Annotated in this window: 20 protein-coding genes and 1 pseudogene; 16 read left to right on the top strand and 5 right to left on the bottom strand. The window is 58.9% G+C overall.

The window, feature by feature from the left end; translation table 11 throughout:
- The first annotated feature begins 55 nt into the window (after positions 1 to 55).
- From pilW to N6G83_RS32670, 9 genes are all read left to right on the top strand, one after another.
- On the top strand, positions 56 to 805 hold the full coding sequence (pilW, locus tag N6G83_RS32630; protein WP_049209609.1) for a type IV pilus biogenesis/stability protein PilW: 750 nt from the start codon (positions 56 to 58) through the stop codon (positions 803 to 805).
- Positions 795 to 1769, top strand: a complete 975-nt coding sequence (rodZ, locus tag N6G83_RS32635; RefSeq protein WP_049204899.1) for a cytoskeleton protein RodZ — start codon at positions 795 to 797, stop codon at positions 1767 to 1769. Before pilW ends, rodZ begins: the two co-directional genes overlap by 11 nt.
- A gap of 45 nt (positions 1770 to 1814) precedes the next feature.
- On the top strand, positions 1815 to 2936 hold the full coding sequence (ispG, locus tag N6G83_RS32640) for a flavodoxin-dependent (E)-4-hydroxy-3-methylbut-2-enyl-diphosphate synthase (protein ID WP_016929756.1): 1122 nt from the start codon (positions 1815 to 1817) through the stop codon (positions 2934 to 2936).
- A gap of 139 nt (positions 2937 to 3075) precedes the next feature.
- Positions 3076 to 4350 (top strand): histidine--tRNA ligase, encoded by a 1275-nt coding sequence (hisS, locus tag N6G83_RS32645; protein ID WP_025303909.1) that lies wholly within the window; start codon positions 3076 to 3078, stop codon positions 4348 to 4350.
- 13 nt (positions 4351 to 4363) lie between these two features.
- Positions 4364 to 4984 carry a YfgM family protein gene (locus N6G83_RS32650; protein WP_025303908.1) on the top strand — a complete coding sequence of 207 codons (621 nt, stop codon included), beginning with the start codon at positions 4364 to 4366 and terminating at the stop codon, positions 4982 to 4984.
- Between the two features lie 11 nt (positions 4985 to 4995).
- Positions 4996 to 6177, top strand: coding sequence for an outer membrane protein assembly factor BamB (bamB, locus tag N6G83_RS32655; RefSeq protein WP_025303907.1), 1182 nt, complete (start codon positions 4996 to 4998; stop codon positions 6175 to 6177).
- 255 nt (positions 6178 to 6432) lie between these two features.
- Entirely contained in the window at positions 6433 to 7923 is a 1491-nt protein-coding gene (der, locus tag N6G83_RS32660) for a ribosome biogenesis GTPase Der (protein ID WP_004941442.1), read from the top strand.
- 99 nt (positions 7924 to 8022) lie between these two features.
- Positions 8023 to 8979 (top strand): AEC family transporter, encoded by a 957-nt coding sequence (locus tag N6G83_RS32665; RefSeq protein WP_033648913.1) that lies wholly within the window; start codon positions 8023 to 8025, stop codon positions 8977 to 8979.
- Between the two features lie 13 nt (positions 8980 to 8992).
- Positions 8993 to 9214: a zinc ribbon domain-containing protein gene (locus N6G83_RS32670; RefSeq protein ID WP_260516120.1), complete on the top strand. Its 222-nt coding sequence runs from the start codon at positions 8993 to 8995 to the stop codon at positions 9212 to 9214.
- Between the two features lie 4 nt (positions 9215 to 9218).
- Here N6G83_RS32670 and N6G83_RS32675 read toward each other — a convergent pair whose 3' ends face one another.
- The 3 genes from N6G83_RS32675 to N6G83_RS32685 all read right to left on the bottom strand — a co-directional run bounded on the left by N6G83_RS32675 (position 9219) and on the right by N6G83_RS32685 (position 11730).
- Positions 9219 to 9560: a protealysin inhibitor emfourin gene (locus tag N6G83_RS32675; protein WP_033648911.1), complete on the bottom strand. Its 342-nt coding sequence runs from the start codon at positions 9558 to 9560 to the stop codon at positions 9219 to 9221.
- Positions 9560 to 10585: a M4 family metallopeptidase gene (locus N6G83_RS32680; protein ID WP_141967221.1), complete on the bottom strand. Its 1026-nt coding sequence runs from the start codon at positions 10583 to 10585 to the stop codon at positions 9560 to 9562. The genes N6G83_RS32675 and N6G83_RS32680 overlap by 1 nt, the downstream gene beginning before the upstream one ends.
- Positions 10586 to 10647: 62 nt before the next feature.
- A complete protein-coding gene (locus N6G83_RS32685; protein WP_260516118.1) occupies positions 10648 to 11730 on the bottom strand; it encodes a LacI family DNA-binding transcriptional regulator in 1083 nt (360 codons plus the stop codon).
- Between the two features lie 359 nt (positions 11731 to 12089).
- Between N6G83_RS32685 and N6G83_RS32690 the strand changes: the two genes are divergently transcribed.
- Together N6G83_RS32690 and N6G83_RS32695 are read left to right on the top strand one after the other, a co-directional pair.
- Positions 12090 to 13400, top strand: coding sequence for an MFS transporter (locus tag N6G83_RS32690; RefSeq protein WP_260516116.1), 1311 nt, complete (start codon positions 12090 to 12092; stop codon positions 13398 to 13400).
- An 11-nt stretch (positions 13401 to 13411) separates the two neighbouring features.
- Complete coding sequence (locus tag N6G83_RS32695) at positions 13412 to 15778, top strand: glycoside hydrolase family 31 protein (protein ID WP_260516114.1); 2367 nt, start codon at positions 13412 to 13414, stop codon at positions 15776 to 15778.
- Between the two features lie 4 nt (positions 15779 to 15782).
- Here the strand turns inward: N6G83_RS32695 and xseA are convergent, their stop codons facing one another.
- A complete protein-coding gene (gene xseA / locus N6G83_RS32700) occupies positions 15783 to 17159 on the bottom strand; it encodes an exodeoxyribonuclease VII large subunit (RefSeq protein ID WP_142591390.1) in 1377 nt (458 codons plus the stop codon).
- A gap of 170 nt (positions 17160 to 17329) precedes the next feature.
- Here xseA and guaB point away from each other — a divergent pair, with 170 nt between their 5' ends.
- The 5 genes and pseudogenes from guaB to N6G83_RS32725 all read left to right on the top strand — a co-directional run bounded on the left by guaB (position 17330) and on the right by N6G83_RS32725 (position 25835).
- On the top strand, positions 17330 to 18793 hold the full coding sequence (gene guaB / locus N6G83_RS32705) for an IMP dehydrogenase (protein WP_038629838.1): 1464 nt from the start codon (positions 17330 to 17332) through the stop codon (positions 18791 to 18793).
- A gap of 102 nt (positions 18794 to 18895) precedes the next feature.
- Positions 18896 to 20473, top strand: a complete 1578-nt coding sequence (guaA, locus tag N6G83_RS32710; RefSeq protein WP_043138057.1) for a glutamine-hydrolyzing GMP synthase — start codon at positions 18896 to 18898, stop codon at positions 20471 to 20473.
- Positions 20474 to 20781: 308 nt separating this feature from the next.
- A pseudogene (locus tag N6G83_RS32715) lies at positions 20782 to 21964 on the top strand (tyrosine-type recombinase/integrase).
- Between the two features lie 47 nt (positions 21965 to 22011).
- Positions 22012 to 23973 carry an ATP-dependent nuclease gene (locus N6G83_RS32720; RefSeq protein ID WP_260516111.1) on the top strand — a complete coding sequence of 654 codons (1962 nt, stop codon included), beginning with the start codon at positions 22012 to 22014 and terminating at the stop codon, positions 23971 to 23973.
- Positions 23970 to 25835: a UvrD-helicase domain-containing protein gene (locus N6G83_RS32725; RefSeq protein WP_260516110.1), complete on the top strand. Its 1866-nt coding sequence runs from the start codon at positions 23970 to 23972 to the stop codon at positions 25833 to 25835. Before N6G83_RS32720 ends, N6G83_RS32725 begins: the two co-directional genes overlap by 4 nt.
- 152 nt (positions 25836 to 25987) lie before the next feature.
- Here N6G83_RS32725 and N6G83_RS32730 read toward each other — a convergent pair whose 3' ends face one another.
- The gene (locus tag N6G83_RS32730; RefSeq protein ID WP_260516108.1) at positions 25988 to 26476 is read right to left on the bottom strand and encodes a hypothetical protein; all 489 of its coding nucleotides are present in this window, start codon (positions 26474 to 26476) and stop codon (positions 25988 to 25990) included.
- Between the last annotated feature and the right edge of the window lie 10 nt (positions 26477 to 26486).

Here is a 26486-nt window from a genome sequence, read left to right on the forward strand (position 1 = left end):
CAAGCATGTCGCTGGCGGGCGTTAGCTGACGGCCGATAAGGAAATGAATGCGGGCATGAAGCTGAAACTGTGGGGTATGTGGCTGGCGGCCGGGTTGTTGGCCGGGTGTTCCGGTTCAGCGCCGGAAAAGGAAGCACAGGTCGCTGAGGCGGGCCAGACGCGGTTGCAACTGGGCCTGGAGTACCTGCAGCAAGGCGACATGGACGCCGCGCGCCAGAACCTGGAAAAGGCGCTGGACGCGGCCCCGCAGGATTACCGCACGCAGTTGGGCATGGCGCTCTACGCGCAGCGGAACGGTGAAAACGCCGAGGCCGAACAGCGTTATCGGCAAGCGCTCAAACTTGCGCCGGGCAATGGCACCGTATTGAATAATTACGGTGCGTTTCTTTGCGGTTTAGGGCAGTATGTACCGGCGCAACAGCAGTTTAGCGCTGCGGCGCTGGTGCCCGATTATGGCCAGGTCGCCGACAGCCTGGAAAACGCAGGTTACTGTTTTCTCAAGGCCGGACAAAACGATGAGGCGCGCACGCTGTTGAGCCGCGCGCTAAAAGTCGATCCGGACAAAGGCACTCCGCTGTTGGCGGAGGCCGAAAAGCAATTTGGAGAAGGGAAGCGCGCCCAGTCGCAACTTTTATTGGATGTTTATCAGCATGTTCTGCCGGCCAGCGCCAGCAGCTTATGGTTACAGATTCGTTTCGCCGCGTCAGCCGGCCGCCAGGATAGCGTTCAACGCTATGGCAAGCAGCTAGCGCGAAGTTTTCCACAATCCAAACAGTACCAGCAGTTCTTAGCTAATGAATACTGAAGCCTCCCAAGATAAAACCGTATCCATGACGACGGGCCAGCGCCTGCGTCAGGCCCGTGAGCAACTCGGGCTGAGCCAACAGACCGTTGCAGAACGCCTGTGTCTCAAAATGTCCACCGTGCGCGATATCGAGGAAGACAGCGTGTCTGCTGACCTCGCGTCCACCTTCGTGCGCGGCTACATCCGTTCCTACGCCAAGCTGGTGCATCTGCCGGAAGACGAACTGCTGCCGATGCTGGCCAAGCAGGCGCCGTTGAAGATGGCGAAAGTGGCGCCGATGCAAAGCTTCTCGCTGGGCAAGCGCCGCAAGAAACGCGACGGCTGGCTGATGAGCTTCACCTGGCTTATCGTGTTCGTGGTGATCGGCCTGACCGGCGCCTGGTGGTGGCAAAACCACAAGGCGCAGCAGGAAGAGATCGCCACCATGGCCGATCAATCCTCGGCGCAGCTTTCACAGAATAACGAAGGGCAGTCCGTGCCGCTGACCGACGGCAACGCCGACGCCGGCACCAACGTGCCGTTGACCGACAACAGCGCCGCGCCGGCTGATACCGGCGCAGCGGCTCAGACGCCTGCGGCGACCGCCCAGGCGCCGAGCGCGGCCCAGCAGCAGCCTGCCGTGGTGTCGCCAAGCCAGACAACCCTGCCGGAAACCGCGCCGGCGGCACAAGCGCCGCTGCCGACCGCCGATGCGGGCGTGGCTGCGCCGGCGGCCGATCCGAACGCGCTGGTGATGGATTTCTCCGCCGACTGCTGGCTGCAGGTGACCGACGCGAGCGGTAAAACGCTGTTCAGCGGCACCCAGAAGCAAGGTGGCAAGCTGAACCTGACCGGCACTGCGCCGTATAAACTGACCATCGGCGCGCCGGCGGCAGTTCAGATCCAGTATCAGGGTAAACCGGTTGATTTAAGCCGGTTCGTTAAGTCAAACCGTGTTGCTCGCCTGACCGTCGCCGCGCAGTAATCGCGCGGCTGGTCGTGATGTCAGAGCAGCAATGGAGAGTAAGTAATGCATAACCAAGCGCCCATCAACCGTCGAAAATCTACACGCATTTACGTCGGCAAGGTGCCTATTGGTGATGGTGCGCCGATTGCCGTGCAGTCGATGACCAACACCCGTACCACCGATGTTGAAGCAACGGTTAATCAGATCAAAGCGCTGGAGCGCGTGGGCGTCGACATCGTCCGCGTTTCGGTTCCTACCATGGACGCCGCCGAGGCGTTCAAACTGATCAAGCAGCAGGTCAACGTGCCGCTGGTCGCCGATATCCACTTCGATTATCGCATCGCGCTGCAGGTTGCCGAATATGGCGTAGACTGCCTGCGCATCAACCCGGGCAACATCGGCAACGAATCGCGCATTCGCTCGGTGGTGGACTGCGCCCGCGACAAGAACATCCCGATTCGCATCGGCGTCAACGGCGGCTCGCTGGAGAAAGACCTGCAGGAAAAGTACGGCGAACCTACGCCGGAAGCGCTGTTGGAATCCGCCATGCGCCACGTGGACATCCTCGATCGTCTCAACTTCGACCAGTTCAAGGTCAGCGTCAAGGCGTCGGACGTGTTCCTGGCGGTGCAATCCTACCGCTTGCTGGCGTCGCGCATCGATCAGCCGCTGCATCTGGGCATCACCGAAGCCGGCGGCGCGCGCAGCGGGTCGGTCAAATCGGCCATCGGCCTGGGCATGCTGCTGTCTGAAGGCATCGGCGATACCCTGCGCATCTCGCTGGCGGCGGATCCGGTTGAAGAAGTGAAGGTCGGTTTCGACATTCTGAAGTCGCTGCGCATCCGCGCGCGCGGCATCAACTTCATCGCCTGCCCGACCTGTTCGCGTCAGGAGTTCGATGTGATTGGTACGGTGAACGCGCTGGAGCAGCGCCTGGAAGACATCATCACGCCGATGGACGTCTCGATCATCGGTTGCGTGGTGAATGGCCCGGGCGAAGCGCTGGTGTCCACCATGGGTGTGACCGGCGGCCACAAGAAGAGCGGCTTCTATGAAGACGGCGTGCGCCAGAAAGAGCGTTTCGACAACGAACAGATGATCGACCAGCTGGAAGCGAAAATTCGCGCCAAGGCCGCGATGATGGACGAAAGCAACCGCATCACGGTCAACCTGCTGGAAAAATAAGCGTTATCGCTACACGGCGGGCCAGTTGGCCCGCTTGTTTATGAGCCTGAAGGGCAGAAAACCGCATCCGCGTTGAATACCGGGCGGCAAAGTCCCTATAATCGGGTTCATTTTTACAGACAACGGACAGAGAACTCACGTGGCAAAGAACATTCAAGCCATTCGCGGCATGAACGACTACCTGCCGGAAGAAACGGCATTATGGCAGCGTATTGAAGGCACCCTCAAGCAGGTGCTGGGCGGCTACGGTTACAGCGAAATCCGGTTGCCGATTGTAGAGCAGACCCCGTTATTCAAACGCGCGATCGGCGAAGTGACCGACGTCGTGGAAAAAGAGATGTATACCTTCGAAGACCGCAACGGCGAAAGCCTGACGCTGCGTCCGGAAGGGACGGCCGGCTGCGTGCGCGCCGGCATCGAACATGGTCTGCTGTACAATCAGGAACAGCGTCTGTGGTACATCGGCCCGATGTTCCGCTACGAGCGCCCGCAGAAGGGCCGCTATCGCCAGTTCCATCAGCTGGGCGCAGAAGTGTTCGGCCTGCAAGGCCCGGATATCGACGCCGAGTTGATCCTGCTGACCGCCCGCTGGTGGAAAGCGCTGGGCATCGCCGAGCACGTCAAGCTGGAGCTGAACTCCATCGGTTCGCTGGAGGCGCGCGCCAACTACCGCGACGCGCTGGTGGCGTTCCTGGAGCAGCACGTCGAGGTGCTGGACGAAGACTGCAAACGCCGCATGTACAGCAACCCGCTGCGCGTGCTGGACTCCAAGAATCCTGAGGTGCAGGCGCTGTTGAACGATGCGCCGCGCCTGTCCGAGTACCTGGATGAAGAATCCCGTGCTCACTTCGCCGGTCTGTGTGAACTTTTGGCGCAGGCAGGTATCCCATATACCGTTAACGAGCGCCTGGTGCGCGGTCTGGATTACTACAACCGCACCGTGTTTGAGTGGGTGACCACCAGCCTGGGCGCGCAGGGCACCGTCTGCGCGGGCGGCCGTTACGACGGCCTGGTCGAGCAATTGGGCGGCCGCGCCACCCCGGCGGTCGGTTTCGCCATGGGCCTCGAGCGTCTGGTGTTGCTGGTGCAGGCGGTCAACCCGGAATTCAAGGCGCCGTCGGCTATCGACGTATACGTCATCTCTTCCGGCGCGGGCACCCAGAGCGCGGCGATGCAGCTGGCTGAACAGGTGCGCGACGCGGCGCCGCAGCTGAAGCTGATGACCAATTACGGCGGCGGCAACTTCAAGAAACAGATCACCCGTGCGGACAAATGGGGCGCGCGCATCGCGCTGATCCTGGGTGAGAGCGAAGTGGCGGCGCAGCAGGTGGTGGTGAAAGACCTGCGCAGTGGTGAACAAGAAACGCTGGCGCAAAGCGAAGTCGCTGCGCGTCTGGCTTTGATGTTAGGTTAAGGAGAAGGACACCGTGGAAGTCTATACCACTGAAAACGAACAAGTCGACGCACTGCGTCGGTTCTTTGTCGAGAACGGCAAAGCGCTGGCGGTGGGCGTGGTGCTCGGAATTGGTGCCCTGGTTGGCTGGCGTTACTGGCAGAGCCATGAAAACTCCAACATGATGGCGGCATCGCAATCCTATCAGGAAGCCAGCGATCGTCTGGCGGCCGGCAAGCCGGATGACGTGGCTGCCGCAGAGAAATTTGTCCAGGCTAACGGCAACAGCTACGGCGTACTGGCCGCGCTGCAGTTGGCCAAGCACTTTGTCGAACAGAATGATTTCGCCAAGGCGGAACAGCAGCTGGTGCTGGCGCAGGGCCAGACCAAAGACGACAACCTGTTGGCGATGATCGACCTGCGTCTGGCGCGTGTCCAGCTGCAGGAGAAAAAGCTGGATGAAGCGCTGAAAACGCTGGATGGCGTGAAAGGCGAAGGCTGGGCGGCGATGATGCAGGATGTGCGCGGCGATGTATTGCTGGCCAAGGGCGACGCCAAGGGCGCGCGCGAAGCTTACAGCAAAGGCATTGAGTCCAATGCTTCTCAGGCGCTGCAGGTTCTGCTGCGCATGAAATTGAATAACTTGTCCAGCTAAGGGGAATTCCCATGCAATTGCGTAAAACACTCTTGGTCGGACTGGTTTCCGCTGCCTTGCTGAGTGGTTGCTCGCTGTTTAACAGCGAAGAAGACGTGGTTACCATGTCGCCGTTGCCGAAAGTTGAAAATCAGTTCACGCCGAGCAAGGCGTGGAGTACCTCGGTGGGCGACGGCATCGGTGAGTATTACTCCCACCTGCGTCCGGCCTATCAGGACAGCACCATTTACGCCGCCGATCGCTTTGGCATCGTGAAAGCGATGGACGCCGACAGCGGCAACGAGAAGTGGAAGGTCAACCTCTCCGAGAAGACCGGCTTCTTCTCCAGCAACCTGTCTGCGCTGCTGTCGGGCGGCCTGACGGTTGCGGGCGACAAGGTTTACGTCGGCAGCGAAAAAGCGGTGGTTTACGCATTGAACACCGCCGACGGCGCCATCGCCTGGCAGACCAAAGTGGCCGGCGAAGCGATTTCACGTCCGGTTATCAGCGACGGCATGGTGTTGGTGCACACCTCCAACGGCATGCTGCAGGCGCTGAACGAAGCCGACGGCGCGGTGAAGTGGACGGTTAACCTGGACATGCCTTCGCTGTCGCTGCGCGGTGAATCCGCGCCGGCCGTCGCCTTTGGCGCCGCCATCGTCGGCGGTGACAACGGCCGCGTCAGCGCCGTGCTGATGCAGCAGGGCCAACTGATCTGGCAACAGCGCATTTCTCAGCCGAGCGGCGCGACCGAAATCGATCGCCTGAACGACGTGGACACCACGCCGGTAATCGTTGACGGCGTGGTCTACGCGCTGGGTTACAACGGCAACCTGACGGCGCTGGATCTGCGTTCCGGTCAGATCATCTGGAAACGCGAGCTGGGTTCGGTGAATGATTTCATCGTCGACGCGGGCCGCATCTACCTGATCGACCAGAACGATCGCGTGGTGGCGCTCAGCACCGAAGGCGGCGTGACCGTGTGGACGCAAAGCGATCTGCTGCACCGCAACCTGACGCCGCCGGTGATGTATAATGGTTATCTGGTGACCGGTGACGCCGAAGGCTATCTGCACTGGGTCAACACCACCGATGGCCGTTTTGTCGCCCAGCAGGAAGTGGACAGCTCCGGCTTCCTGTCTGCGCCGATGGTGGCCGGCGACAAGCTGGTCATCCAGGCTCGCGGCGGGAAAGTTTACGCTTTCACCCGCTAACGCCGCTCGTCGTGATCCTTCTTGCGCCCGAAAGATTTCGGGTTGCAGCCAGGCGGCAAGCGCATGAGTCCTCGGGAGCTTAGTGAGCTAAGTGACCGAGGCGAAGGTGCGCAGACAACGCCGCTGTGGCGCGAAAGATGAAGGGGAAAACGGCTCCTGAATGTTCAGGGGCCGTTTCGTATTTTATAAGCTGCACCGCTGGTGTCTATCCACAGTGCAGTAACGCATTGATTATTAAGTAATGAGGCTTCAACAATGATACCTGTCGTCGCGCTGGTCGGGCGCCCGAATGTGGGTAAATCCACCTTGTTCAACCGTTTAACCCATACGCGTGATGCGCTGGTGGCGGATTTCCCGGGGCTGACGCGTGACCGCAAGTATGGTCGTGCTGAAATCGAAGGCAATGAATTCATCATCGTCGATACCGGCGGTATCGACGGCACCGAAGACGGCGTCGAAACGCGCATGGCCGGTCAGTCGCTGCTGGCGATCGAAGAAGCGGACATCGTGCTGTTCATGGTCGACGCCCGCGCCGGCCTGATGCCGGCGGATCAGGGCATTGCCCAGCACCTGCGCAGCCGCCAAAAGGCGACTTTCCTGGTGGCCAACAAGACCGACGGCCTGGACCCGGACACCGCCACCGCCGATTTCTACTCGCTCGGCCTGGGTGAAGTGTTCGCTATCGCCGCTTCTCACGGCCGTGGCGTGACCCAGCTGATTGAACACGTGCTGGTGCCGTTCGTGCCGGAAAAACCGGAAGACGTCGAGCTGACCGAGGAAGAGGCCAACGCCGCTTACTGGGCCGAGCAAAACGGTGAAACGCTGGAAGGCGAAGAAGACGAAGAGCCGGAAGAAGCGTTCAACCCGCAGGATCTGCCGATCAAACTGGCGATCGTCGGCCGCCCGAACGTCGGTAAGTCTACGCTCACTAACCGTATCCTCGGCGAGGAGCGCGTGGTGGTGTATGACATGCCGGGCACTACCCGCGACAGCATCTACATTCCGATGGTGCGCGACGAACGCGAATATGTGCTGATCGACACCGCCGGGGTGCGTAAACGCGGCAAGGTGACTGAAACCGTCGAGAAGTTCTCGGTGATCAAGACCTTGCAGGCGATTGAAGACGCCAACGTGGTGCTGCTGGTGATCGACGCGCGTGAAGGCATCTCCGATCAGGATCTCTCGCTGCTCGGCTTTATCCTCAATAGTGGGCGCTCACTGGTGATCGCGGTCAACAAGTGGGACGGCATGAGCGAAGAAGATCGCGAGCACGTGAAGGAGATGCTCGATCTGCGTCTGGGCTTCGTCGACTTCGCGCGCGTGCACTTCATTTCCGCGCTGCACGGCAGCGGTGTCGGCAACCTGTTCGAATCGGTGCAGGAAGCCTACGAGTGCGCAACCCGCCGCGTAAACACCTCTATGCTGACCAAAATCATGCAGATGGCGGTTGACGATCACCAGCCGCCGTTGGTGCGTGGCCGCCGCGTGAAGCTGAAATATGCCCACGCCGGCGGTTACAACCCGCCGATCGTGGTGATCCACGGCAACCAGGTCAGCGATCTGGCCGATTCGTACAAGCGCTATCTGATGAACTACTTCCGCCGCTCGCTGAACGTGATGGGGACGCCGATCCGCATCCAGTTCAAAGAGGGGGACAACCCGTTCGCCGGCAAGCGCAACCTGCTGACGCCAACCCAGATGCGTAAGCGCAAGCGCCTGATGAGCCACCTGAAAAAGAGCAAGTAATTGCCCATGAGGGGCGCGGCAGTGATGCCGCGCCCCTTTTTTATTGGCCCGAAATCGTTTTATTATCTGAAGATTACCTCGCCTGCCTGAAGGAACACCATGTCCTGGGAAACCTGGAGTTTTGCGTTTAACGTCACCGTGCCGAATCTGCTGATGATGCTGCTGGGGATCCTGCTGCGCCATTGGCGCCTGATGGATGACCGTTTCGTCGACGGCGCGACCCGCCTGGTGTTCAATTTGGCGCTGCCGTGCCTGCTGTTTTTCAGCATCGCCACCAACCACCCGCAGCTGCTCGGCAACCTGCCGCTGGTGCTGTTCGGCGCGGTCGGCACGCTGGCGACCTTCCTGCTCTTGGAGCTGGCGGCCAAGTGGCTGGTGAAAGAACCGCGTGAGCGCGGGGTGTTTGTGCAGGGCGGCTTCCGCGCCAATACCGCCATCGTCGGCCTGGCCTACGCCATGACCGCCTATGGCAGCGAAGGCATTGCGCTCGCCTCGCTGTACCTGACGGTGACGGTGATCCTGTTCAACATACTGTCGGTGATCACCCTCACGCGCAGCCTACAGGGTGGGCAGGGCAAGAAAATCAGCCACCTGTCGCTGCTGCGCAGCATCGTTACCAACCCGCTGATCATCGGCCTGGTGTGCGGGCTGCTGTATGCGCAAACCGGGCTGGGCATCCCGACCGTGATCCGCCAGACCGGCAGCTATATCTCCGCGCTGTCGCTGCCGCTGGCACTGCTGTGCACCGGCGCCAGCCTGGATTTTCGCGCCATGTTCCGCTCGTCCAACGTGGCGGCGCTGTCGTCGGCGGCCAAGCTGTTTCTGGTGCCGTGCCTGATGACGCTGGCCGGCTGGCTGTGCGGGTTTCAGGGGGCGGCGCTGGGCATTATCTTCCTGTTTTCCGCCACGCCGACCGCTTCGGGCAGCTATGTGATGACGCGCGCCATGGGCGGCAACGCCACGCTGGCGGCCAACATTATCGCTATCACCACCGTCGGGTCGTTCTTCACCACCGCGTTGGGGATCTATTTCTTGCGCTCATGGGGCGCGATTTAACCTGGGAGCCGTTATGGATGCGCATTGTCCGCACTGTCGTCAAACCATGAAGTGGGTAGCGGGTCATTACCATTGTGAAGCCTGCCTCTGCGATTATCGGCAGCTGGCGAGCTGCCCGGAGTGCGGGCAGCCGCTGCAAGAATTGAAAGCCTGCGGGGCGGTGGATTACCTGTGCCAGAACGGGCACGGGCTGATCTCCAAAAAACGGGTTCATTTCAGCTATCAGTCGCTGTAAGTCCTCACTCATCCACCTGGCCGGTTTTCCACAGATCCACCAGCGCCTGCGGCGCGCTGCTTTCCGGGATTAACAGCACGATCTCAGTGCTCAGGGTGGGGCTGGTGTAGTTGATTTGCACGCGGTAGTAGCGCTGGTCGCCGCAGCCGGGGGAGGAGGGCTGGCCTTCTTCCTGCGCATAGGGCAGCGTCTGGTTCAGCAACTGATTCAGGCGTTGCCGCTGCTCCGGCGTGATATCGGCCAGCGCGATGCGGCGCTGGCCCGCCAGTTTGGGAATGTAGGCGAAGCCTCCCTCGCGCGCCAGCTCAATAACCGTATCCTGATTGAGCGTCGGCAGCGGTTTCATTATTCCACCCCCACCTGATGCCAGGCTTGCTGCACCTTGTCCGCCACGCTCTGGTCGAAACGCGCTAGCGCATGTTTCACCGTGGTGCGGGCGAAGGTGGCGAAGTCGGCGTTTTGCGGCAGCGCTTTGTCGCACACCGTGTCATACCAGACGTAGCCGGCTTTCTCCCAGGCGAAGCCGCCCAGCGCCGTCGCCGCCAGGTAGAAGGCGCGGTTGGGGATACCAGAGTTGAGATGCACGCCGCCGTTGTCTTCCTTGGTCTGGATATAATCCTTCATGCTGGCGGGCTGCGGGTCTTTGCCCAGCAGCGGATCGTCGTAGGCGGTGCCGGGTGCCGACATCGAGCGCAGCCCTTTGCCTTTGATGCCCTTGGCGAGCAGCCCGGCGCCGATCAGCCAGTCGGCTTTATCGGCGGTTTGCTGCAGGTGGAACTGCTTGACCAACGAGCCGAATACGTCGGACAGTGACTCATTGAGCGCCCCGGACTGCTGGTAGTAGATCAGTCCGGCTTCGCTCTCGGTCACGCCGTGCGCCAGCTCGTGGCCGACCACGTCGATGGCGATGGTGAAACGGTTGAAGATCTCGCCGTCGCCGTCGCCAAACACCATCTGCTGGCCGTTCCAGAAGGCGTTTTGGTACTCCTTGCCGTAATGTACGCTGCCGACCAGCGGCAGCCCCTGGTTATCCAGTGAGTTGCGGCGGTAGGCCTGCCAGAAGAAATCGTAGGTGACGCCGAGGTAGTCGTAGGCTTCGTCCACCGCCACGTCGTGGCTGCTGGGCTGGCCCTCGTTACGCACCTGTTTGCCGGGCAGTTGGGTGCCGTTCTGCGCGTCGTAGATATCGCGGAGCGCTTCGCCGGCTCGGGCGTTTTTCTCGGTCGGCGAACGCAGCGGCTTATTGCCGAGCAGGCTTTGCACGTGGTTCAGGGTGTGCAGCGCGCAGTCGCGCTGCGGGGCGTTGCCGTGTTCAATGATGCGGCGCAGCATGTAGGGAGGAATGACGGAACGCATGCGCTGGGCTGGCATAGTTGCTCTCCTTAGGCAAAAATTTTACCTCATCGAATGAATGCACTGTGCCTAAGTGTAGCCTACTCGTCATAAAGCCTGTGGTCATGCGTGCTCACCGCTGGCGCGGTCTTGTGCGGGCTGATGCGCCGCACCGAGGCGCGCACCGCCAGCCGGCCGTGCAGCTGCAGATTGCACGGCGGCGCGTCGGCGCGCAGCATGCGCCGCTGCAGCAGCTGGATCGCCTCGTAGCCCAGCTCGTCGCGCGGCACCTGCACCGAGGTCAGCGGCACATCGTGGATTTCCGCCAGATTGAAGCCGTCGGTGCTCATCACCGAGACGTCGCCCGGCACGCTCAGCCCCCGCTTGTTGAGCGCCTTGACCGCCCCGACCGCCATGTAGTCGCCGCCGGCCAGGATCGCCGTCGGCAGCGGGGAGTGGCCGTGGAGGCCATCGAGATAGGTGGTCAGTGCCTGCTCGGCCTCTTCACTGCCGAAGCCGGAGGTGGTGACCAGATGGCGGCCATCGTCGAACGGCAAATGATGCCGGTCGTAGGCCTGCCGGATGCCCGCCAGCCGCAGCTCCATGGTGTGGCGGCGCAGACACTGCAGATTGAGGATATGGCTATGCCCCTGCTGAAACAGGTAGCTGGCGGAATAGTCGCCGATCAGCTGATGATCCGGCGAGACGCTGTCCAGTCGCATCTGCCGATCGCTGCAGTTGATCAGCACGCAGGGCTTGTGCAGATCGGCGGCCAGGGTGTGGATATGCTCGTCGTCGATGCCGATGATCAGCGCCGCTTCGGTGTGCGGGTCGCTCATCTTTTCCAGAAACAGCGCGCCGTCGCTGTGTTGCTCTTCCAGCCCGCAGTAGCGGATGCGCACCTCGTGCTCCATCAGTGCGGCGGCAATGCCCTGAATGACCTTGTAGTAGAAGATGTCGGTGCGCACGTCGAACGCGCGCTGCGGCGCGAACACCATCACGTTGTTCAGCATCAGCCGGCCGCTGGAAATGCCCTGCAGAATGCCGTTTTGCTGCGCACAGTCCAGCACCTTACGGCGCGCCTCGGCGCTGGTGTTGGCCTTACCCGCCAGCACGCGGGAAACGGTGCTGGTCGACAACCCGGTTTGGCGAGCGATCTCCTGAATTTTCAGCTTTCCGTTCATTTTGTGATCTCCTTCAAATTCGTCCATGAGAATATTTTCACTGCGCATTTTCAGCGTCTTGACCGGCTTTCATGCCCATTATGGCTATTTTTTCACCCGCCCGTGAAAATATTTGCAAAAAACTCCGTTTCGCTGCGCGCTCTCGCTGAGTAGTCTGCATTGGTACACCAATTTTACCGACCTGTCAGTCCAATTTTAATGGTGTGCGAAAAAGAAAACAAAAAATAAATCATGGGGTTGTGATTGTCTGTCGGCCAATGATACGGCGCCGATCCGTTTTCATCGTCCCGTGTTTGATAGCGCAACGTACCCTACCAAAACGCGCGTCGCCGTAGCCGGCGGCCGCGGGGAGAGAACCGATGAGTGTGGAGATCAATCAGGCGGTCGCGCAGAGCGGCCGGCGCAAGTTCAAATCGCTGCGCTGGTGGATGCTGGCGCTGTTCTTGCTGGGCGTCACGGTCAACTACATCACCCGCAACTCGCTGGGCATTTTGGCGCCGGAGCTGAAAACCAGCCTGAACATGAGCACCGAGCAATATGCCTGGGTGGTGGCGTCGTTCCAGCTGGCCTACATGGTGTTTCAGCCGATCTGCGGCTGGCTGATCGACGTTATCGGCCTGAAGATGGGCTTTCTGATCTGCGCCGGCATTTGGGCGGTGGTATGCATGCTGCACGCCGGCGCCGGCAGCTGGCTGCAACTGGCCATTCTGCGCTTCTTCATGGGGGGCGCGGAGGCGGCGGCCACCCCGGCCAACGCCAAGGCGATCTCCGATTGGTTCCCGAAGAAGGAGCGGCCGATCGCTGCCGGCTGGGCGGGCGTCGGTTTCTCCATCGGCGCCATGCTGGCCCCGCCGATCATCGTCATCGCTCACGTCTCCTTCGGCTGGCAAGGCGCCTTCCTGTTCTCCGGCGGGCTGGCGCTGATCTGGGTGGTGCTGTGGTGGCTGTTCTACCACTCGCCGCAGCAGCACCCGAACCTCAGTCAGCAAGAGCTGGACCTGATCCGCGAAGACAACGAGCCGGTGTTGCCGAAGCTGCCGTTTCTCACCTCGCTGGCCAGCCTGTGCAAGAACAAGAAATTCTACGGCATCGCCATCCCGGCCTTTCTCGCCGAGCCGGCCTGGGCGGTCTTCAGCTTCTGGGTGCCGCTGTACCTGGCCACCGAACGCGGCATGGATCTGAAACAGATCGCGATGTTCGCCTGGCTGCCGTTCCTGGCGGCGGATATCGGCAGCGTCGCCAGCGGCTATCTCACCACCCTGTACCGCAAATGGTTCGGCTGCAGCCGCGTTAACTCGGTGGTCGCCAGCTCGGTGACCGGCGCTTTCCTGATGGTGTCGCTGGCGTTTGTCGCGATCACCCAAGATCCCTATGTGGCGATCGCGCTGATCTCGATCGGCGGATTCGGCCACCAGGTGATCTCCTGCATGCTCAGCGCCCTGGTGGTGGAATCGTTCGATAAGAATCAAATGGCGACGGTGAACGGCATGCGCGGCTCCAGCGCCTGGATCGCCAGTTTCCTGTTCACGCTCCTGATCGGCGCAGTATCCGACACCATCGGCTTTAACCCGCTGTTTATCGCGATGGGCTTCTTCGATTTGATCGGCGCCCTGTTCCTGATCGCCCTGATTGCCGAGCGCGGCGGTAAGAAAACCCCTTCACACAGCTAAGTGGAATATTTATGAAAACCTTGAAAAATTGGACATTGGCGGCGCAGCATGCGGACCACGTCGAGCTGCTGGTCGATGAACGCCACCGTTTCTGCCTGTACGTGCTGGAAGACGGTCTGTTCCGCGTGTTGATCAAACGTGATGGCGGGCTGGCGCTGGATCGCACCTGGAGCATCGCGCCGCAGGAGGATGTGCCTTGGGAAGGGCGCGATCGGCTCAGCGTCGCCGGTTTCAGCCTGCCGGGCTATCAGCTGCGTCGGGAGGGCGATCGGCTGGTGGTCAGCACGCCGCTGCTGCGCGTGACGGTGCATCAGCCGCTGTGGCTGGCGTGGGAGTATTGCAATGCCGACGGCGAGTGGCGGCCCTTGGCGGCGGATCGGCCAACCAGCGCCTACCTGCTCAATGCGCACGGCGACGGCGTGGCGCATTACCAGCGGCGTTTCGCCGATGAGCGCTATTACGGCCTGGGGGAGAAGGCCGGCGATCTGGAACGCACCGGCCGCCGCTTTGAGATGCGCAATCTGGACGCCATGGGCTACAACGCCGCCAGCACCGATCCGCTGTACAAGCACATTCCGTTTACCATCACCCGTGGGCCGGAGGCGAGCTTTGGCCTGTTCTACGATAACCTGAGCAACTGCTGGCTGGATCTGGGCAACGAGATAGACAACTACCACGCGGCCTACCGCCGCTATCAGGCCGAAGCGGGCGATCTGGATTACTACCTGTTCCTCGGGCCGAAGGTTTTGGACGTCACCAAGGCCTTCGTGCGCCTGACCGGCCGCACCCACTTCGGGCCGAAGTGGAGCCTGGGCTACAGCGGTTCGACCATGCACTACACCGACGCGCCGGACGCCCAGCAGCAGCTGCAGCAGTTCATCGCGCTGTGCCGTCAACACGCCATACCCTGCGACTCTTTCCAGCTGTCGTCGGGCTACACCTCGATCAATAACAAGCGCTACGTGTTCAACTGGAACTACGACAAGGTGCCGCAGCCCAAGCTGCTCAGCCAGGCGTTTCACGACGCCGGCCTCAGGCTGGCGGCCAACATCAAGCCATGCCTGCTGCAGGATCACCCGCAGTATCAGGCGGTGGCGGCGCAGGGGCTGTTTATCCGCGATTCGCAAAGCGACGCACCGGAGCGCTCCAGTTTCTGGGACGACGAGGGATCGCACCTCGACTTCACCAACCCGGCGGCGGTGCGCTGGTGGCAGCAGGGCGTCACGCGGCAGCTGCTGGAGATGGGCATCGATTCGACCTGGAACGACAACAACGAGTACGAAGTGTGGGACGGCGAAGCACGCTGCCACGGCTTCGGGCGGCCGATCGCCATCAAGCATATCCGCCCGGTGATGCCATTGCTGATGATGCGCGCCTCGATGGAGGCCCAGCAGCGCTTCGCGCCACAGAAGCGGCCGTACCTGATCTCGCGCTCCGGCTGTGCCGGCATGCAGCGCTACGTGCAGACCTGGAGCGGCGACAACCGCACCAGCTGGCAGACGCTGCGCTACAACATCCGCATGGGGCTGGGCATGAGCCTGTCCGGGCTGTATAACCTCGGCCACGACGTCGGTGGCTTCTCCGGTGACAAACCGGACGCGGAGCTGCTGGTGCGCTGGGTACAAAACGGCGTGATGCACCCGCGTTTCACCATCCACTCCTGGAATGACGACGCCACGGTCAACGAACCCTGGATGTACCCGGCCGCCACCCCGGCGGTGCGCGAGGCGATCAACCTGCGTTACCGGCTGCTGCCGTATTTCTACACGCTGCTGTGGCAGGCCTGCGCCGACGACGAGCCGATGCTGCGCCCGACTTTTCTCGATCACGAACAGGATGCGCGCACCTTTGGCGAAAACGACGATTTTCTGATCGGCCGCGATCTGCTGGTGGCCAGCGTAGTGGAGCCGGGGCAGCGTCGCCGTTCGGTGTATCTGCCGGATAACGGCGAAGGCTGGTACTGCTTCTACAGCGGCCAGTGGTTCGGCGGCGGCCAGACGGTGACGCTGGCGGCGCCGTTGGAGCGTCTGCCGCTGCTGGTGCGTGCCGGGGCGGCGCTGCCGCTGTCGCAGCGGCTGGCGCATGTGGACGTGGCCGCCGACGATCGGCGCGAGCTGCGGCTGTTTCCGCTCAAGGGCTGCGGTGCAAGCCGTGGGCTGCTGTTTGAGGACGACGGTGAAAGCGACGGCTGGCGGCAGGGCGATGCGCTGTGGCTGCGCTGGGAAATGCGCTGCGACAATCAACGCATCATGCTGGATATCACGACGGAAGGGCGTTTCTGCCCGGCCTGGCGCATGCTGACGCTCAGCCTGCCGGAAGGCGAAACGCGCGCGCTGTGGGTGAACGGCGAACCGGGCGAGCGTTTTACGCTGGAGTAGGGGGTTACTCGGTCGCGCGCTTCTTGCGCGGCTTTTTGGCGACGGTGATGGTTTTCACCTCGCTTTCCACCCAGCCGTCCTGCAGGCGGGTTTTCAGCAGTTCGCCGACCTGCGCCTGTTTGGTGGTTTTCAGCAGCTCGCCGCGCGGGGTTTGCGTCACGCTGTAGCCGCGTGCCAGCGTCGCCAGCGGGCTGACGGTCTCCAACTGGCTGCAGGCCACGCCGAAGCGCTGGCGGTAGGCGTTGAGCTGCCGCTCCATCGCCTGCTGCAGACGGTATTCCTGCTGCTGCACGCGTTGTTGGTAGCGGTGAATGCGGCCCTGCGGCTGCACCTGCGCCAGCCGCTGCTGGGCGCGTTCGCTGCGGCGGGCGGCCAGGCGCAGCTGCTGCTGCATGCCGTCTTCCATTCGGCGCTGCAGCTTGAACAGCAGCGTCTGCTGGCGCGCCAGGCGCAGATGCGGATGCTGCTGCTGTAAACGGTGGTGAATGCGGGTGAACTGCTGCTGGCGCTGCGCCAGATAGTAATCCATCGCCATCTCCAGCCGCTGCTGCTGCGACTGCAGCTGGCGCAACAGCTCAAGCTGATTGCGGCTGACCAGTTCGGCGGCGGCGGAAGGGGTCGGCGCGCGCAGATCGGCGACGAAGTCGGCGATGGTGACGTCGGTTTCATGGCCGACGGCGCTGACGATCGGAATGCGGCTGGCGAAGATCGCCCGCGCTACGCGTTCGTCGTTGAAGCTCCACAGATCCTCCAACGAACCGCCGCCGCGGCCGACGATCAGCACATCGCATTCGTCGCGGCGGTTGGCGGTCTCGATGGCGCGCACGATCTGCATCGGCGCTTCCGCGCCCTGCACCGAGGTGGGGTAGATGACGATCGGCAGCGATGGATCGCGCCGCTGCAAGACCTGCAGGATATCGTGCAGCGCCGCGCCGCTGGCGGAGGTGATCACCCCGACGCGTTTGGCCGGGGCGGGCAGCGGCTGCTTGAATTGCTGATCGAACAGCCCTTCGGCGCTCAGGCGCTGTTTCAGCTGCTCGAACTGTTGCTGCAGCAGGCCGTCGCCGGCGGGCTGCATGCTCTCGGCGATCAGCTGGTAGTCGCCGCGCGGTTCATACAGCGTGATGCTGGCGCGCACCAAGACCTGCTGGCCGTTTTGCGGCCGGAAGGTGACGCGGCGGTTGCTGTTGCGGAACATCGCGCAGCGCACCTGGGCGCGGTCGTCTTTCAGCGTGAAATACCAGTGGCCGGAGGCGGGCTGGGAGAGGTTGGAGATCTCGGCGGAGAGCCAAATCTGCCCCATTTCCCTTTCCAGCAGTTGGCGAACCGTCTGATTCAGGCGGCTTACGGTAAAAATGGAAGGCGAAACAGGTAGCGACATGTGACCCAGATCAAATTTCAAAACAATCACTTAATTGGTCGATACTACATGGCTGAAAAAGGTAATCAAGACTTTTTGTAAGAAAGTGCTGGAGGCAACCGATTCCGCTCTGTATAATGCCGCGGCAATATTTTATCTTTTTCACAGCCCACCCTGGTGAGATATTGCCCATGCTACGTATCGCTAAAGAAGCTCTGACGTTTGACGACGTCCTCCTGGTTCCAGCCCACTCCACGGTTCTGCCTAACACCGCAGAGCTCGGCACTCAACTGACCAAAACCATCCGCCTGAACATCCCTATGCTGTCCGCAGCCATGGATACCGTGACCGAATCCGGCCTGGCCATCGCGCTGGCGCAGGAAGGCGGCCTGGGCTTCATCCACAAAAACATGTCCATCGAGCGCCAGGCTGAAGAAGTCAGCCGCGTGAAGAAGCATGAAAGCGGCGTAGTTACCGACCCGCAGACCGTTACCCCGTCCACCACGCTGCAGGAAGTGAAAGAGCTAACTGCGCGCAACGGCTTCGCCGGTTACCCGGTCGTTACCGAAGATAACGAGCTGGTCGGCATCATCACCGGCCGCGACGTGCGCTTCGTGACCGATTTGTCTCAGCCGGTGACTGCGGTGATGACGCCGAAAGATCGCCTGGTCACCGTGAAAGAAGGTGAAGCGCGCGACGTGGTGCTGCAGAAGATGCACGAAAAGCGTGTAGAAAAAGCGCTGGTGGTGGACGACAGCTTCCATCTGCTGGGCATGATCACCGTTAAAGACTTCCAGAAAGCGGAACGTAAGCCGAACGCCTGTAAAGACGAGCACGGCCGTCTGCGCGTGGGCGCGGCGGTCGGCGCCGGCGCCGGCAACGAAGAGCGCGTTGACGCGCTGGTGGCGGCAGGCGTTGACGTCCTGCTGATCGACTCCTCGCACGGCCACTCCGAAGGCGTGTTGCAGCGCATCCGCGAAACTCGCGCCAAATACCCGGATCTGCAGATCGTCGGCGGCAACGTCGCGACCGCAGCGGGCGCCAAAGCGCTGGCTGAAGCCGGCGTGAGCGCGGTGAAAGTGGGTATCGGCCCTGGCTCTATCTGTACCACCCGCATCGTGACCGGCGTGGGCGTACCGCAGATCACCGCCATCGCCGACGCGGTGGAAGCGCTGGAAGGCACCGGCATTCCGGTTATCGCCGACGGCGGCATCCGCTTCTCCGGCGACATCGCCAAAGCGATCGCCGCGGGCGCATCCTGCGTGATGGTCGGCTCCATGCTGGCGGGCACCGAAGAATCCCCGGGCGAAATCGAGCTGTATCAGGGCCGTTCGTTCAAATCTTACCGCGGCATGGGCTCGCTGGGCGCGATGTCCAAAGGCTCTTCCGACCGTTACTTCCAGACCGATAACGCCGCCGACAAACTGGTGCCGGAAGGTATCGAAGGCCGCGTGGCCTATAAAGGCATGCTGAAAGCCATCGTGCACCAGCAGATGGGCGGCTTGCGCTCCTGCATGGGCCTGACCGGCTGCGCCACCATCGACGATCTGCGCACCAAGGCGGAGTTCGTGCGCATCAGCGGCGCCGGCATTCAGGAAAGCCACGTGCACGACGTGACCATCACCAAAGAGTCGCCGAACTACCGCATGGGCTGATGCCTTAACCTCTCCTGAGTGAGAGGCCGGGGTGGGGCGCCAAGCCCCATCCCGAAACACACATTTTCGCTCTTTTTCTCTTGTTGCTGGAATTCGCCTCACATGACACAAAATATCCATAAGCATCGCATCCTGATACTGGACTTCGGTTCGCAATACACTCAACTGGTCGCCCGCCGCGTGCGCGAAATCGGCGTTTACTGCGAACTGTGGGCCTGGGACGTTAGCGAAGCGCAGATCCGCGAATTCAACCCAAGCGGCATCATCCTGTCCGGCGGCCCGGAAAGCACCACCGAAGCCGGCAGCCCGCGCGCCCCTGACTACGTGTTCAACGCCGGCGTGCCGGTGCTGGGCGTGTGCTACGGCATGCAGACCATGGCGATGCAGCTGGGTGGCCATGTGCAGGGTTCCAACGAACGCGAGTTCGGCTACGCGCAGGTGGAAATCGTCAAAGAGAGCGCGCTGCTGCGCGACATCGAAGACGCCATCAGCCCGGCCGGCAAACCGCTGCTGGACGTGTGGATGAGCCACGGCGACAAAGTGACCGCGATCCCGTCCGACTTCGTGACCATCGCCAGCACCGATACCTGCCCGTTCGCCATTATGGCCAACGAAGAAAAACGCTTCTACGGCGTGCAGTTCCACCCGGAAGTGACCCACACCCGCCAGGGCCAGCGCATGCTGGAGCGCTTCGTACTGGACATCTGCCAGTGTGAAGCCCTGTGGACCCCGGCCACCATCATCGAAGATGCGGTCGAGCGCATCCGCGAGCAGGTGGGTGAAGACCACGTGATCCTCGGCCTGTCCGGCGGCGTCGACTCCTCCGTGACCGCGATGCTGCTGCACCGGGCCATCGGCAAACGCCTGACCTGCGTGTTCGTCGACAACGGCCTGCTGCGCCTGAACGAAGCCAAGCAGGTGATGGAAATGTTCGGCGACCACTTCGGCCTGAACATCGTGCACGTTGAGGCGGAAAACCGCTTCCTGACCGCACTGGCGGGCGTGGACGAGCCGGAAGCCAAGCGTAAAATCATCGGCCGTGTGTTCGTTGAAGTGTTCGACGAAGAAGCCTGCAAGCAAGAGCAGGTGAAATGGCTGGCACAGGGCACTATCTACCCGGACGTGATCGAATCCGCCGCTTCCGCCACCGGCAAAGCGCACGTGATCAAATCGCACCACAACGTGGGCGGCCTGCCGAAAGAGATGAAGCTGGGCCTGGTCGAGCCGCTGAAAGAGCTGTTCAAAGACGAAGTGCGCAAGATCGGCCTGGAGCTGGGCCTGCCGTACGACATGCTGTTCCGTCACCCGTTCCCGGGCCCGGGTCTGGGCGTGCGCGTGCTGGGCGAAGTGAAGAAAGAGTACTGCGATCTGCTGCGCCGCGCCGATGCCATCTTCATCGAAGAGCTGCACAAAGCCGACCTGTACAACAAAGTCAGCCAGGCGTTCACCGTATTCCTGCCGGTGCGTTCGGTCGGCGTGATGGGCGACGGCCGCAAATACGACTGGGTGGTCTCCCTGCGTGCGGTAGAAACCATCGACTTCATGACCGCGCACTGGGCGCACCTGCCGTATGACTTCCTCGGCCGCGTCTCCAACCGCATCATCAACGAAGTGGATGGCATCTCCCGCGTGGTGTACGACATCAGCGGCAAGCCGCCGGCGACGATTGAGTGGGAGTGATCACCCGTTAGGCATCAGCTGGTACTAACTGGCATAAAAAGAAAATTAAGCCCATGTTTACATGGGCTTTTTTGTTTCTGTATTTGGCATGTTCTAGCAACGGATGGCATTGTGAAGCACCACTTGAGTATGGCATTTATGGTGGTATTATCGAGGCGTGATACCATGAGTGATAGCCGATACCATGCTGCTTGATCCTGTATGTTAATGGTATTGGATTTATTTATATTTTTGTTTTTATTGATTTTATTATCTAATCTCTGGGTGATCTTTCAGCATGGTATCGGATGCGAGGAAGGATAAGACTTTTGCTGACTGATACCAAGCTACGCAACCTCAAGCCGAGGGACAAATTTTACAAGGTGAATGACCGGGATGGTCTTTATGTAGCTGTTACCCCCGCCGGTTCGGTCTCGTTCCGTTACCACTAGTCGATCAATGGCAGGCAAGAGACGATCACCTTTGGCCGCTACGGTGTCGGTGGTATCAGTTTGGCTGAATCTCGCGAGCGACTGAATGAAGCCAAGCGGATGGTGGCCGACGGTAAGTCTCCGGCTAAGGAGAAGGCCCGTAAAAAGGCTCGGGTAAAAGATGCTGAAACATTTGGTGCTTGGGCGGAAAAGTGGCTGCGAGGTTACCTGATGGCGGACTCCACCCGTGATATGCGTCGCTCAGTCTATGCTAGGGAGCTGGAAACGAAATTTGGCAACCAGAAGTTGACCGAGATCTCCCATGAAGATTTGCGCATGTTGACGGATGCCATTGTAGAGCGAGGGGCTCCAGCAACGGCTGTTCATACCCGTGACATAGTGCTGCAGATTTATCGTTGGGCCATTGAGCGAGGGCAGAAGGTTGAAAACCCAGCTGACCTTGTGAGGCCAACGAGCATTGCCAGATTTGAGCCGCGAGATCGAACTTTGTTGCCTGCAGAAATCCGGCTTATGTATATATGGGGCGGATTGGTACATCGCCCTCCATCCGTGCGGCGGTAAAGTTGCTGCTTTTGACCATGGGGCGCAAAAGTGAGCTGACCAATGCCACCTGGAACGAGATCAATTTCAGCGAGGCTCTTTGGACCATTCCAAAGGAGCGGATGAAGCGACGGACACCCCATCTGGTGTTTCTATCCAGACAAGCTCTGGACATCCTGATTGCGTTGAAGACCTTCTCTGGTGGCTCTAGCTATATTCTGCATCCCGTTACGACTCAGATTTGCCCATGAGCAGCGCCACCCTAAATCGGGTGATGACTATGACCTACATATTGGCCCAGAAGGAAGGCAAGTCGCTCGCCAAGTTTGGGCCCCACGACTTGAGACGCACGGCCAGCTCTCTGCTACATGAAGCTGGCTACAACACTGACTGGATTGATAAATGCCTTGCTCATGAGCAGAGGGGCGTGAGAGCGGTATATAACAAAGCGGAGTATTGTGATCAGCGTACATCTATGTTGCAGGACTGGGCTGATATGATTGATGAATGGGTTATTTAGGGGCTAGCTAACTTTTAAAAGCATCTCTTACAAAAAGGTAATCAGGGATGAAAATAGAGAAGATAAAACTACAGAATTTCCGTTGTTTCGGGCATGGGGTGGTCGAGCTAAATTTCGAGGAAGAACTGACGATACTTGTCGGCGGAAACGGTTCCGGAAAAACTGCAGTGCTGCAAGCTGTGTCCCGGTTGTTTGGTACATCACCAACGCAGCGGTCGGTACAGCGTCGGGATTTTCACATACCTATTGACCGGCAGGAACTGCAGTCTGGCGACAGTCTGTTTGTCGAAGCGGTACTTGCTTTCCCTGAGCTGGAAGATCAAGACACTTCTCCTCTTGATGCTGTTCCGGAGTTCTTCAATCAGATGGCTGCTTCTGGTGAGGGAGAGCCCCTTAAGGCCCGGATACGACTACAAGCAACATGGACGGATGATGGTACGCCGGAAGGGGCAATTGAAGAGGATATACGCTGGATAAGAGCCCTGGATGATAATTTTGAATGGGATGATTGCTCCAGGGTTCAGGCTGTAGAGCGCTCTTCGATCCAGTTTATTTACTTACCGGCAAATCGTGATGCGACGACTCAGGTGACCGCTCTTCTAAAAGGGCGGTTATGGCAGGCTGCCAAATGGTCGACGGCATTTAGGGATGCAAGCTCTGATAGTGCCGGTCAGATCCAGAGCAGTTTCGAGGAAGAGGAGCCGTCGAGGTTTCTGCTGCAACGTCTTTCGAAGCGTTGGCAACAGGTCTATGAAGCTGATACAGACAGTAAGCCACGCTTAAGGCTCATCGAAAACCGTTTTGAGGAGCTTGTTCGTAAAGCCGAATTTACCTTTATGCCTGATGAAGAAGGTCAGGAGCGCCGTTTGTCCGAGCTGAGTGACGGTCAGCGTTCTCTGTTCCATATAGCCCTTACAGCGGCAACGCTAGAAAGCGAGCGTGAAGCTTTTTCTTTGCCTGCTGATGACAGCTCATTTGAACAGGATAAGTTACGCCGTATTCACCTGACGATTCTTGCCATCGAAGAGCCAGAAAACAACCTGTCACCGTTCTTTTTGTCTCGCATCATCAAACAGGCGAGAGAGATCGGTGCACTGCCTTCCGCGCAGGTTATGCTATCCAGCCATTCCCCGGCTATCCTGAGCCGGATAGAGCCGGAGGAAGTGAGATATTTTCGTATGGACCGGAGCACCCGGTGCTCATCGATCCGAGAACTGACCTTGCCTGAAGATGATGTTGAGGCCAGCGTGTATGTCAGGTTGGCCGTAAAGGCATACCCCGAACTTTATTTCGCGCGATTTGTAATCCTGGGTGAAGGGGATTCAGAGCGCGTCGTCATTCCGAAAATAGCGGAAGATATGGGGGTGCCACTTGACCCGTCATTTGTTCCTGTCGTCCCACTAGGAGGACGGTTCGTAGCGCATTTCTGGCGGTTACTTAGTGATCTTGAGATTCCATATGCCACACTGCTCGATCTAGATTTGGGGCGTAGACATGGTGGGGCGAACACCATGAGGAGCTGCCTTCAGAATCTGGGCCATATTGGGAATAATTTTGAGGAGCTCAATCGTGATAATGCTGCTCAGGTTACCGACCAACAGCTTTATAATGAAGGCCAGCAAGGTCAATTGCTTCAAGCTTTCAGGGGGGAAGGTGTTTTCTTTTCCTATCCTATTGATCTCGATTTTGCCATGTTGCTTGCGTTTCCAGACGCTTACCAGGTTGCCAATCCAGGTGGCCGTGGGCCTCAGAGTGATGCTAACGCTATTCAAGCCAAAAAGGCCAGCACACTTAAAACAGGTGGGACCCCAGCCTTGTATACCGAGCACTATGATGATGCTTTTAAATGGTATCCGTATTTATTCTTGAGCCGCAGTAAGCCAGAAACCCATCTGGCTGCGTTTTCCCGTATCCCTGATGTCGATGTTTCTGCGTCAGCTCCTGCTGAGCTTAGGGCCCTTATTGAGTACGTAATGCATAAACTAAATCTGCCAGGAATCGGGGAATGATCCGCGTAAGAAGAGACGACTGGGTACCTCAGGGGGTCGGTGGTCTGGAAGGCAGAGCGTGGGAGGCTTTACGTGAAACCGATAGCAACATCCTCGTGACCGCTGGTGCCGGTGCGGGAAAAACTGAGTTTCTGGCACAGAAGGCGACCTATCTTCTGCAGACAAGCATTTGTCCGGCCCCCAAACGTATTCTGGCCATCAGCTTTAAAAAAGATGCCGCCAGAAACCTCGCTGAAAGGGTTACAAAGCGTTGCCCGAGAGAGCAGGCGCGGCGCTTTGATTCAATGACTTTTGATGCCTTCACTAAGGGACTTCTGGACCGGTTCCGCCCTGCTTTACCTGAGCCGTTCAATGCGCCTGGCACGTATCAGATCGTTACGCCATTTCGTCGGGATTATGAGGATTTTCTTGAACGTCATGGCTATCACGGTGTGAGTGTTCAACAGCTTGAGGGAAGACTGCTTCTGACAGACCTGCCAATTGACTTGTCAAATGGATCTGAAGTACATCGTGCGTTAGCAGATTATTGGCATGAACAATTCTTCGGAGGCGACGAGATCTCTCTGTCCTTCCCGATGATAAACAGGCTTGTAAAACTGTTGCTGCAGGAAAATGCATATATCCGTCAGGCCTTACAGGCAACGTATCCTATTGTCTTTCTTGATGAATACCAGGATACCACCTATGCCCAGTACGACTTGTTGCAAACGGCATTCGATGGTAGCGATGCTGTCTTTACGGCAGTCGGCGATGATAAGCAGCGTATCATGGGATGGGCGGGAGCCATGAATGACGCCTTCGACCAGTTTGAGAACGATTTTGGTGCGAGGCGTATCACATTGCTTTCAAACTGGCGGTCACATGCGGATCTGGTTCTTATTCAGCACGAGATTGCTCGCCGGATAGACGACAATGTGGAAGCTGTGCAGGCACAAGGGACCCGTGAAATTGAAGGTGAGGTTTCTGCTATCTGGCAATTTCGGAACGCAGGTGACGAGAACAATTATCTGGCTGAATGGGTGAGGCGTGAGGTTCAGTCAGGGCGTGTTGCGCCACATGATGTAGCAATTCTGATCAGAATGCGGGCAGATCAGGTGGAGGGTGAGATAGCCCCTGCTTTTGCGGCACGAGGTCTCAGGATCAGAAATGCGGCCCGTTCAGTCGGTGAAATTCAAATACAGGATCTACTTGGTGAAGAACTGACCAGCATATTAGTCCCTTTGCTCCGCCTGGGAGCGACGAACCGAAGCCCGGAAAACTGGGAGCAGGCCCAGCAGAACTATCTGTTTCTGGAGGCTACTGATCCGGATAACGATCTCACGCAGGAACGGTTACTGGTTAAGCTTGAAGCATTCGTCCGTCAATTAAGGGAAGAGTTGGCGCGTCGCCAGCCTGATCCGGATGCAGCGGAAGAGATTGCAGAGATGCTTCTTGAATTTGTCGGAGCCCCTGCACTTCGGCAATCTTTTCCCGCTTATCAGCGGGAAAGGGACTTTGAGAGGGTATGGAGTGGATTTGTTACACTCCTGAAAGAGTGCGCAGAACATAGCAGCAGCTGGACGGAAGCACTGGATGAGTTTGAAGGTATTGGCCAAGTGGCTCTGATGACCGTCCATAAAAGCAAAGGTCTTGAGTTTCACACGATGATATTTTATGGACTCGACAATCAGACATGGTGGAGCCTTACGCCGCAACGGGGTGAAGAGCTAAACACTTTTTTTGTTGCCTTTACCAGAGCAAAGCAGCGTGCGTTTTTCTCCCAGTGCGTTGAGCGAGGACATGCCATTGGCTGGATACAGCGATTATTGGCTCCTGCGGGAGTCGATACTATAGATGGTGCGACCATATTGGATGAAAACTGAATATGGCCTAGGTAATTTATCTCTGCCCATGTAATAAAATTTTCATGTCTTTTTAGAGTAGATGCTTTCTATGAATTTGGACAGAGAGCCTCTGCTCAAGGCTGAGTGGGTATATTTTAGCGGCTAAAATTTTTTATCAGCCTTAGATGCGCTCATAATTGGAACTCCTTTCGAACTGATGCCAACGCTATAGATACAGCTTGTCGTATTATTGGCTGTTTCTTGGCATTTAGTATCCGTTGACCAATACCTGTTTGATTGAAGCCCAATTGTCTGAGTACTAAAATTTTTTTCTTGGTGTCTGATAGCTTTGAATCCAGCATCCTACGAGCTAGATGGCGCAATTTTTCTTCGTCTGCTGGCTGTAATGTTAATCTCATAATTAATTGGAGAAAATATTTATCTATCAGTTCATCACCCGATAGTGCGTTTGGTCTGGAGCGGTTGGTACACTGATGAGTCAGCCTGGCAAGTTCGATATTAAATTGTGTTAGGGAGCGTTTTGCCTGTCTGTATAAAGTATTCCACTCACCAGTTACCTGCTTGGGTCGATGCTCAGTGCAATACTGGTGACTGAACTCTAATTTATGGTGGTCTTCTAGCTCGGTATTATTTATCCGGTTTTCCTCCACCGCAGCCATAGTGGCACAG

The organism is Serratia sp. PL7 (genome assembly GCF_945957435.1).

What these genes read in the sequence shown, in the direction of transcription:
- N6G83_RS32680 (WP_141967221.1), bottom strand. Translation starts at nt 10,585, where the DNA reads ATGCCAGCCCAGCGCATGCGTTCCGTCATTCCTCCCTACATGCTGCGC.
- N6G83_RS32690 (WP_260516116.1), top strand. Translation starts at nt 12,090, where the DNA reads ATGAGTGTGGAGATCAATCAGGCGGTCGCGCAGAGCGGCCGGCGCAAG.
- N6G83_RS32695 (WP_260516114.1), top strand. Translation starts at nt 13,412, where the DNA reads ATGAAAACCTTGAAAAATTGGACATTGGCGGCGCAGCATGCGGACCAC.
- N6G83_RS32685 (WP_260516118.1), bottom strand. Translation starts at nt 11,730, where the DNA reads ATGAACGGAAAGCTGAAAATTCAGGAGATCGCTCGCCAAACCGGGTTG.
- guaA (WP_043138057.1), top strand. Translation starts at nt 18,896, where the DNA reads ATGACACAAAATATCCATAAGCATCGCATCCTGATACTGGACTTCGGT.
- guaB (WP_038629838.1), top strand. Translation starts at nt 17,330, where the DNA reads ATGCTACGTATCGCTAAAGAAGCTCTGACGTTTGACGACGTCCTCCTG.
- N6G83_RS32675 (WP_033648911.1), bottom strand. Translation starts at nt 9,560, where the DNA reads ATGAAACCGCTGCCGACGCTCAATCAGGATACGGTTATTGAGCTGGCG.
- bamB (WP_025303907.1), top strand. Translation starts at nt 4,996, where the DNA reads ATGCAATTGCGTAAAACACTCTTGGTCGGACTGGTTTCCGCTGCCTTG.
- N6G83_RS32670 (WP_260516120.1), top strand. Translation starts at nt 8,993, where the DNA reads ATGGATGCGCATTGTCCGCACTGTCGTCAAACCATGAAGTGGGTAGCG.
- pilW (WP_049209609.1), top strand. Translation starts at nt 56, where the DNA reads ATGAAGCTGAAACTGTGGGGTATGTGGCTGGCGGCCGGGTTGTTGGCC.
- N6G83_RS32730 (WP_260516108.1), bottom strand. Translation starts at nt 26,476, where the DNA reads ATGGCTGCGGTGGAGGAAAACCGGATAAATAATACCGAGCTAGAAGAC.
- N6G83_RS32725 (WP_260516110.1), top strand. Translation starts at nt 23,970, where the DNA reads ATGATCCGCGTAAGAAGAGACGACTGGGTACCTCAGGGGGTCGGTGGT.
- xseA (WP_142591390.1), bottom strand. Translation starts at nt 17,159, where the DNA reads ATGTCGCTACCTGTTTCGCCTTCCATTTTTACCGTAAGCCGCCTGAAT.
- N6G83_RS32720 (WP_260516111.1), top strand. Translation starts at nt 22,012, where the DNA reads ATGAAAATAGAGAAGATAAAACTACAGAATTTCCGTTGTTTCGGGCAT.
- rodZ (WP_049204899.1), top strand. Translation starts at nt 795, where the DNA reads ATGAATACTGAAGCCTCCCAAGATAAAACCGTATCCATGACGACGGGC.
- der (WP_004941442.1), top strand. Translation starts at nt 6,433, where the DNA reads ATGATACCTGTCGTCGCGCTGGTCGGGCGCCCGAATGTGGGTAAATCC.
- ispG (WP_016929756.1), top strand. Translation starts at nt 1,815, where the DNA reads ATGCATAACCAAGCGCCCATCAACCGTCGAAAATCTACACGCATTTAC.
- N6G83_RS32665 (WP_033648913.1), top strand. Translation starts at nt 8,023, where the DNA reads ATGTCCTGGGAAACCTGGAGTTTTGCGTTTAACGTCACCGTGCCGAAT.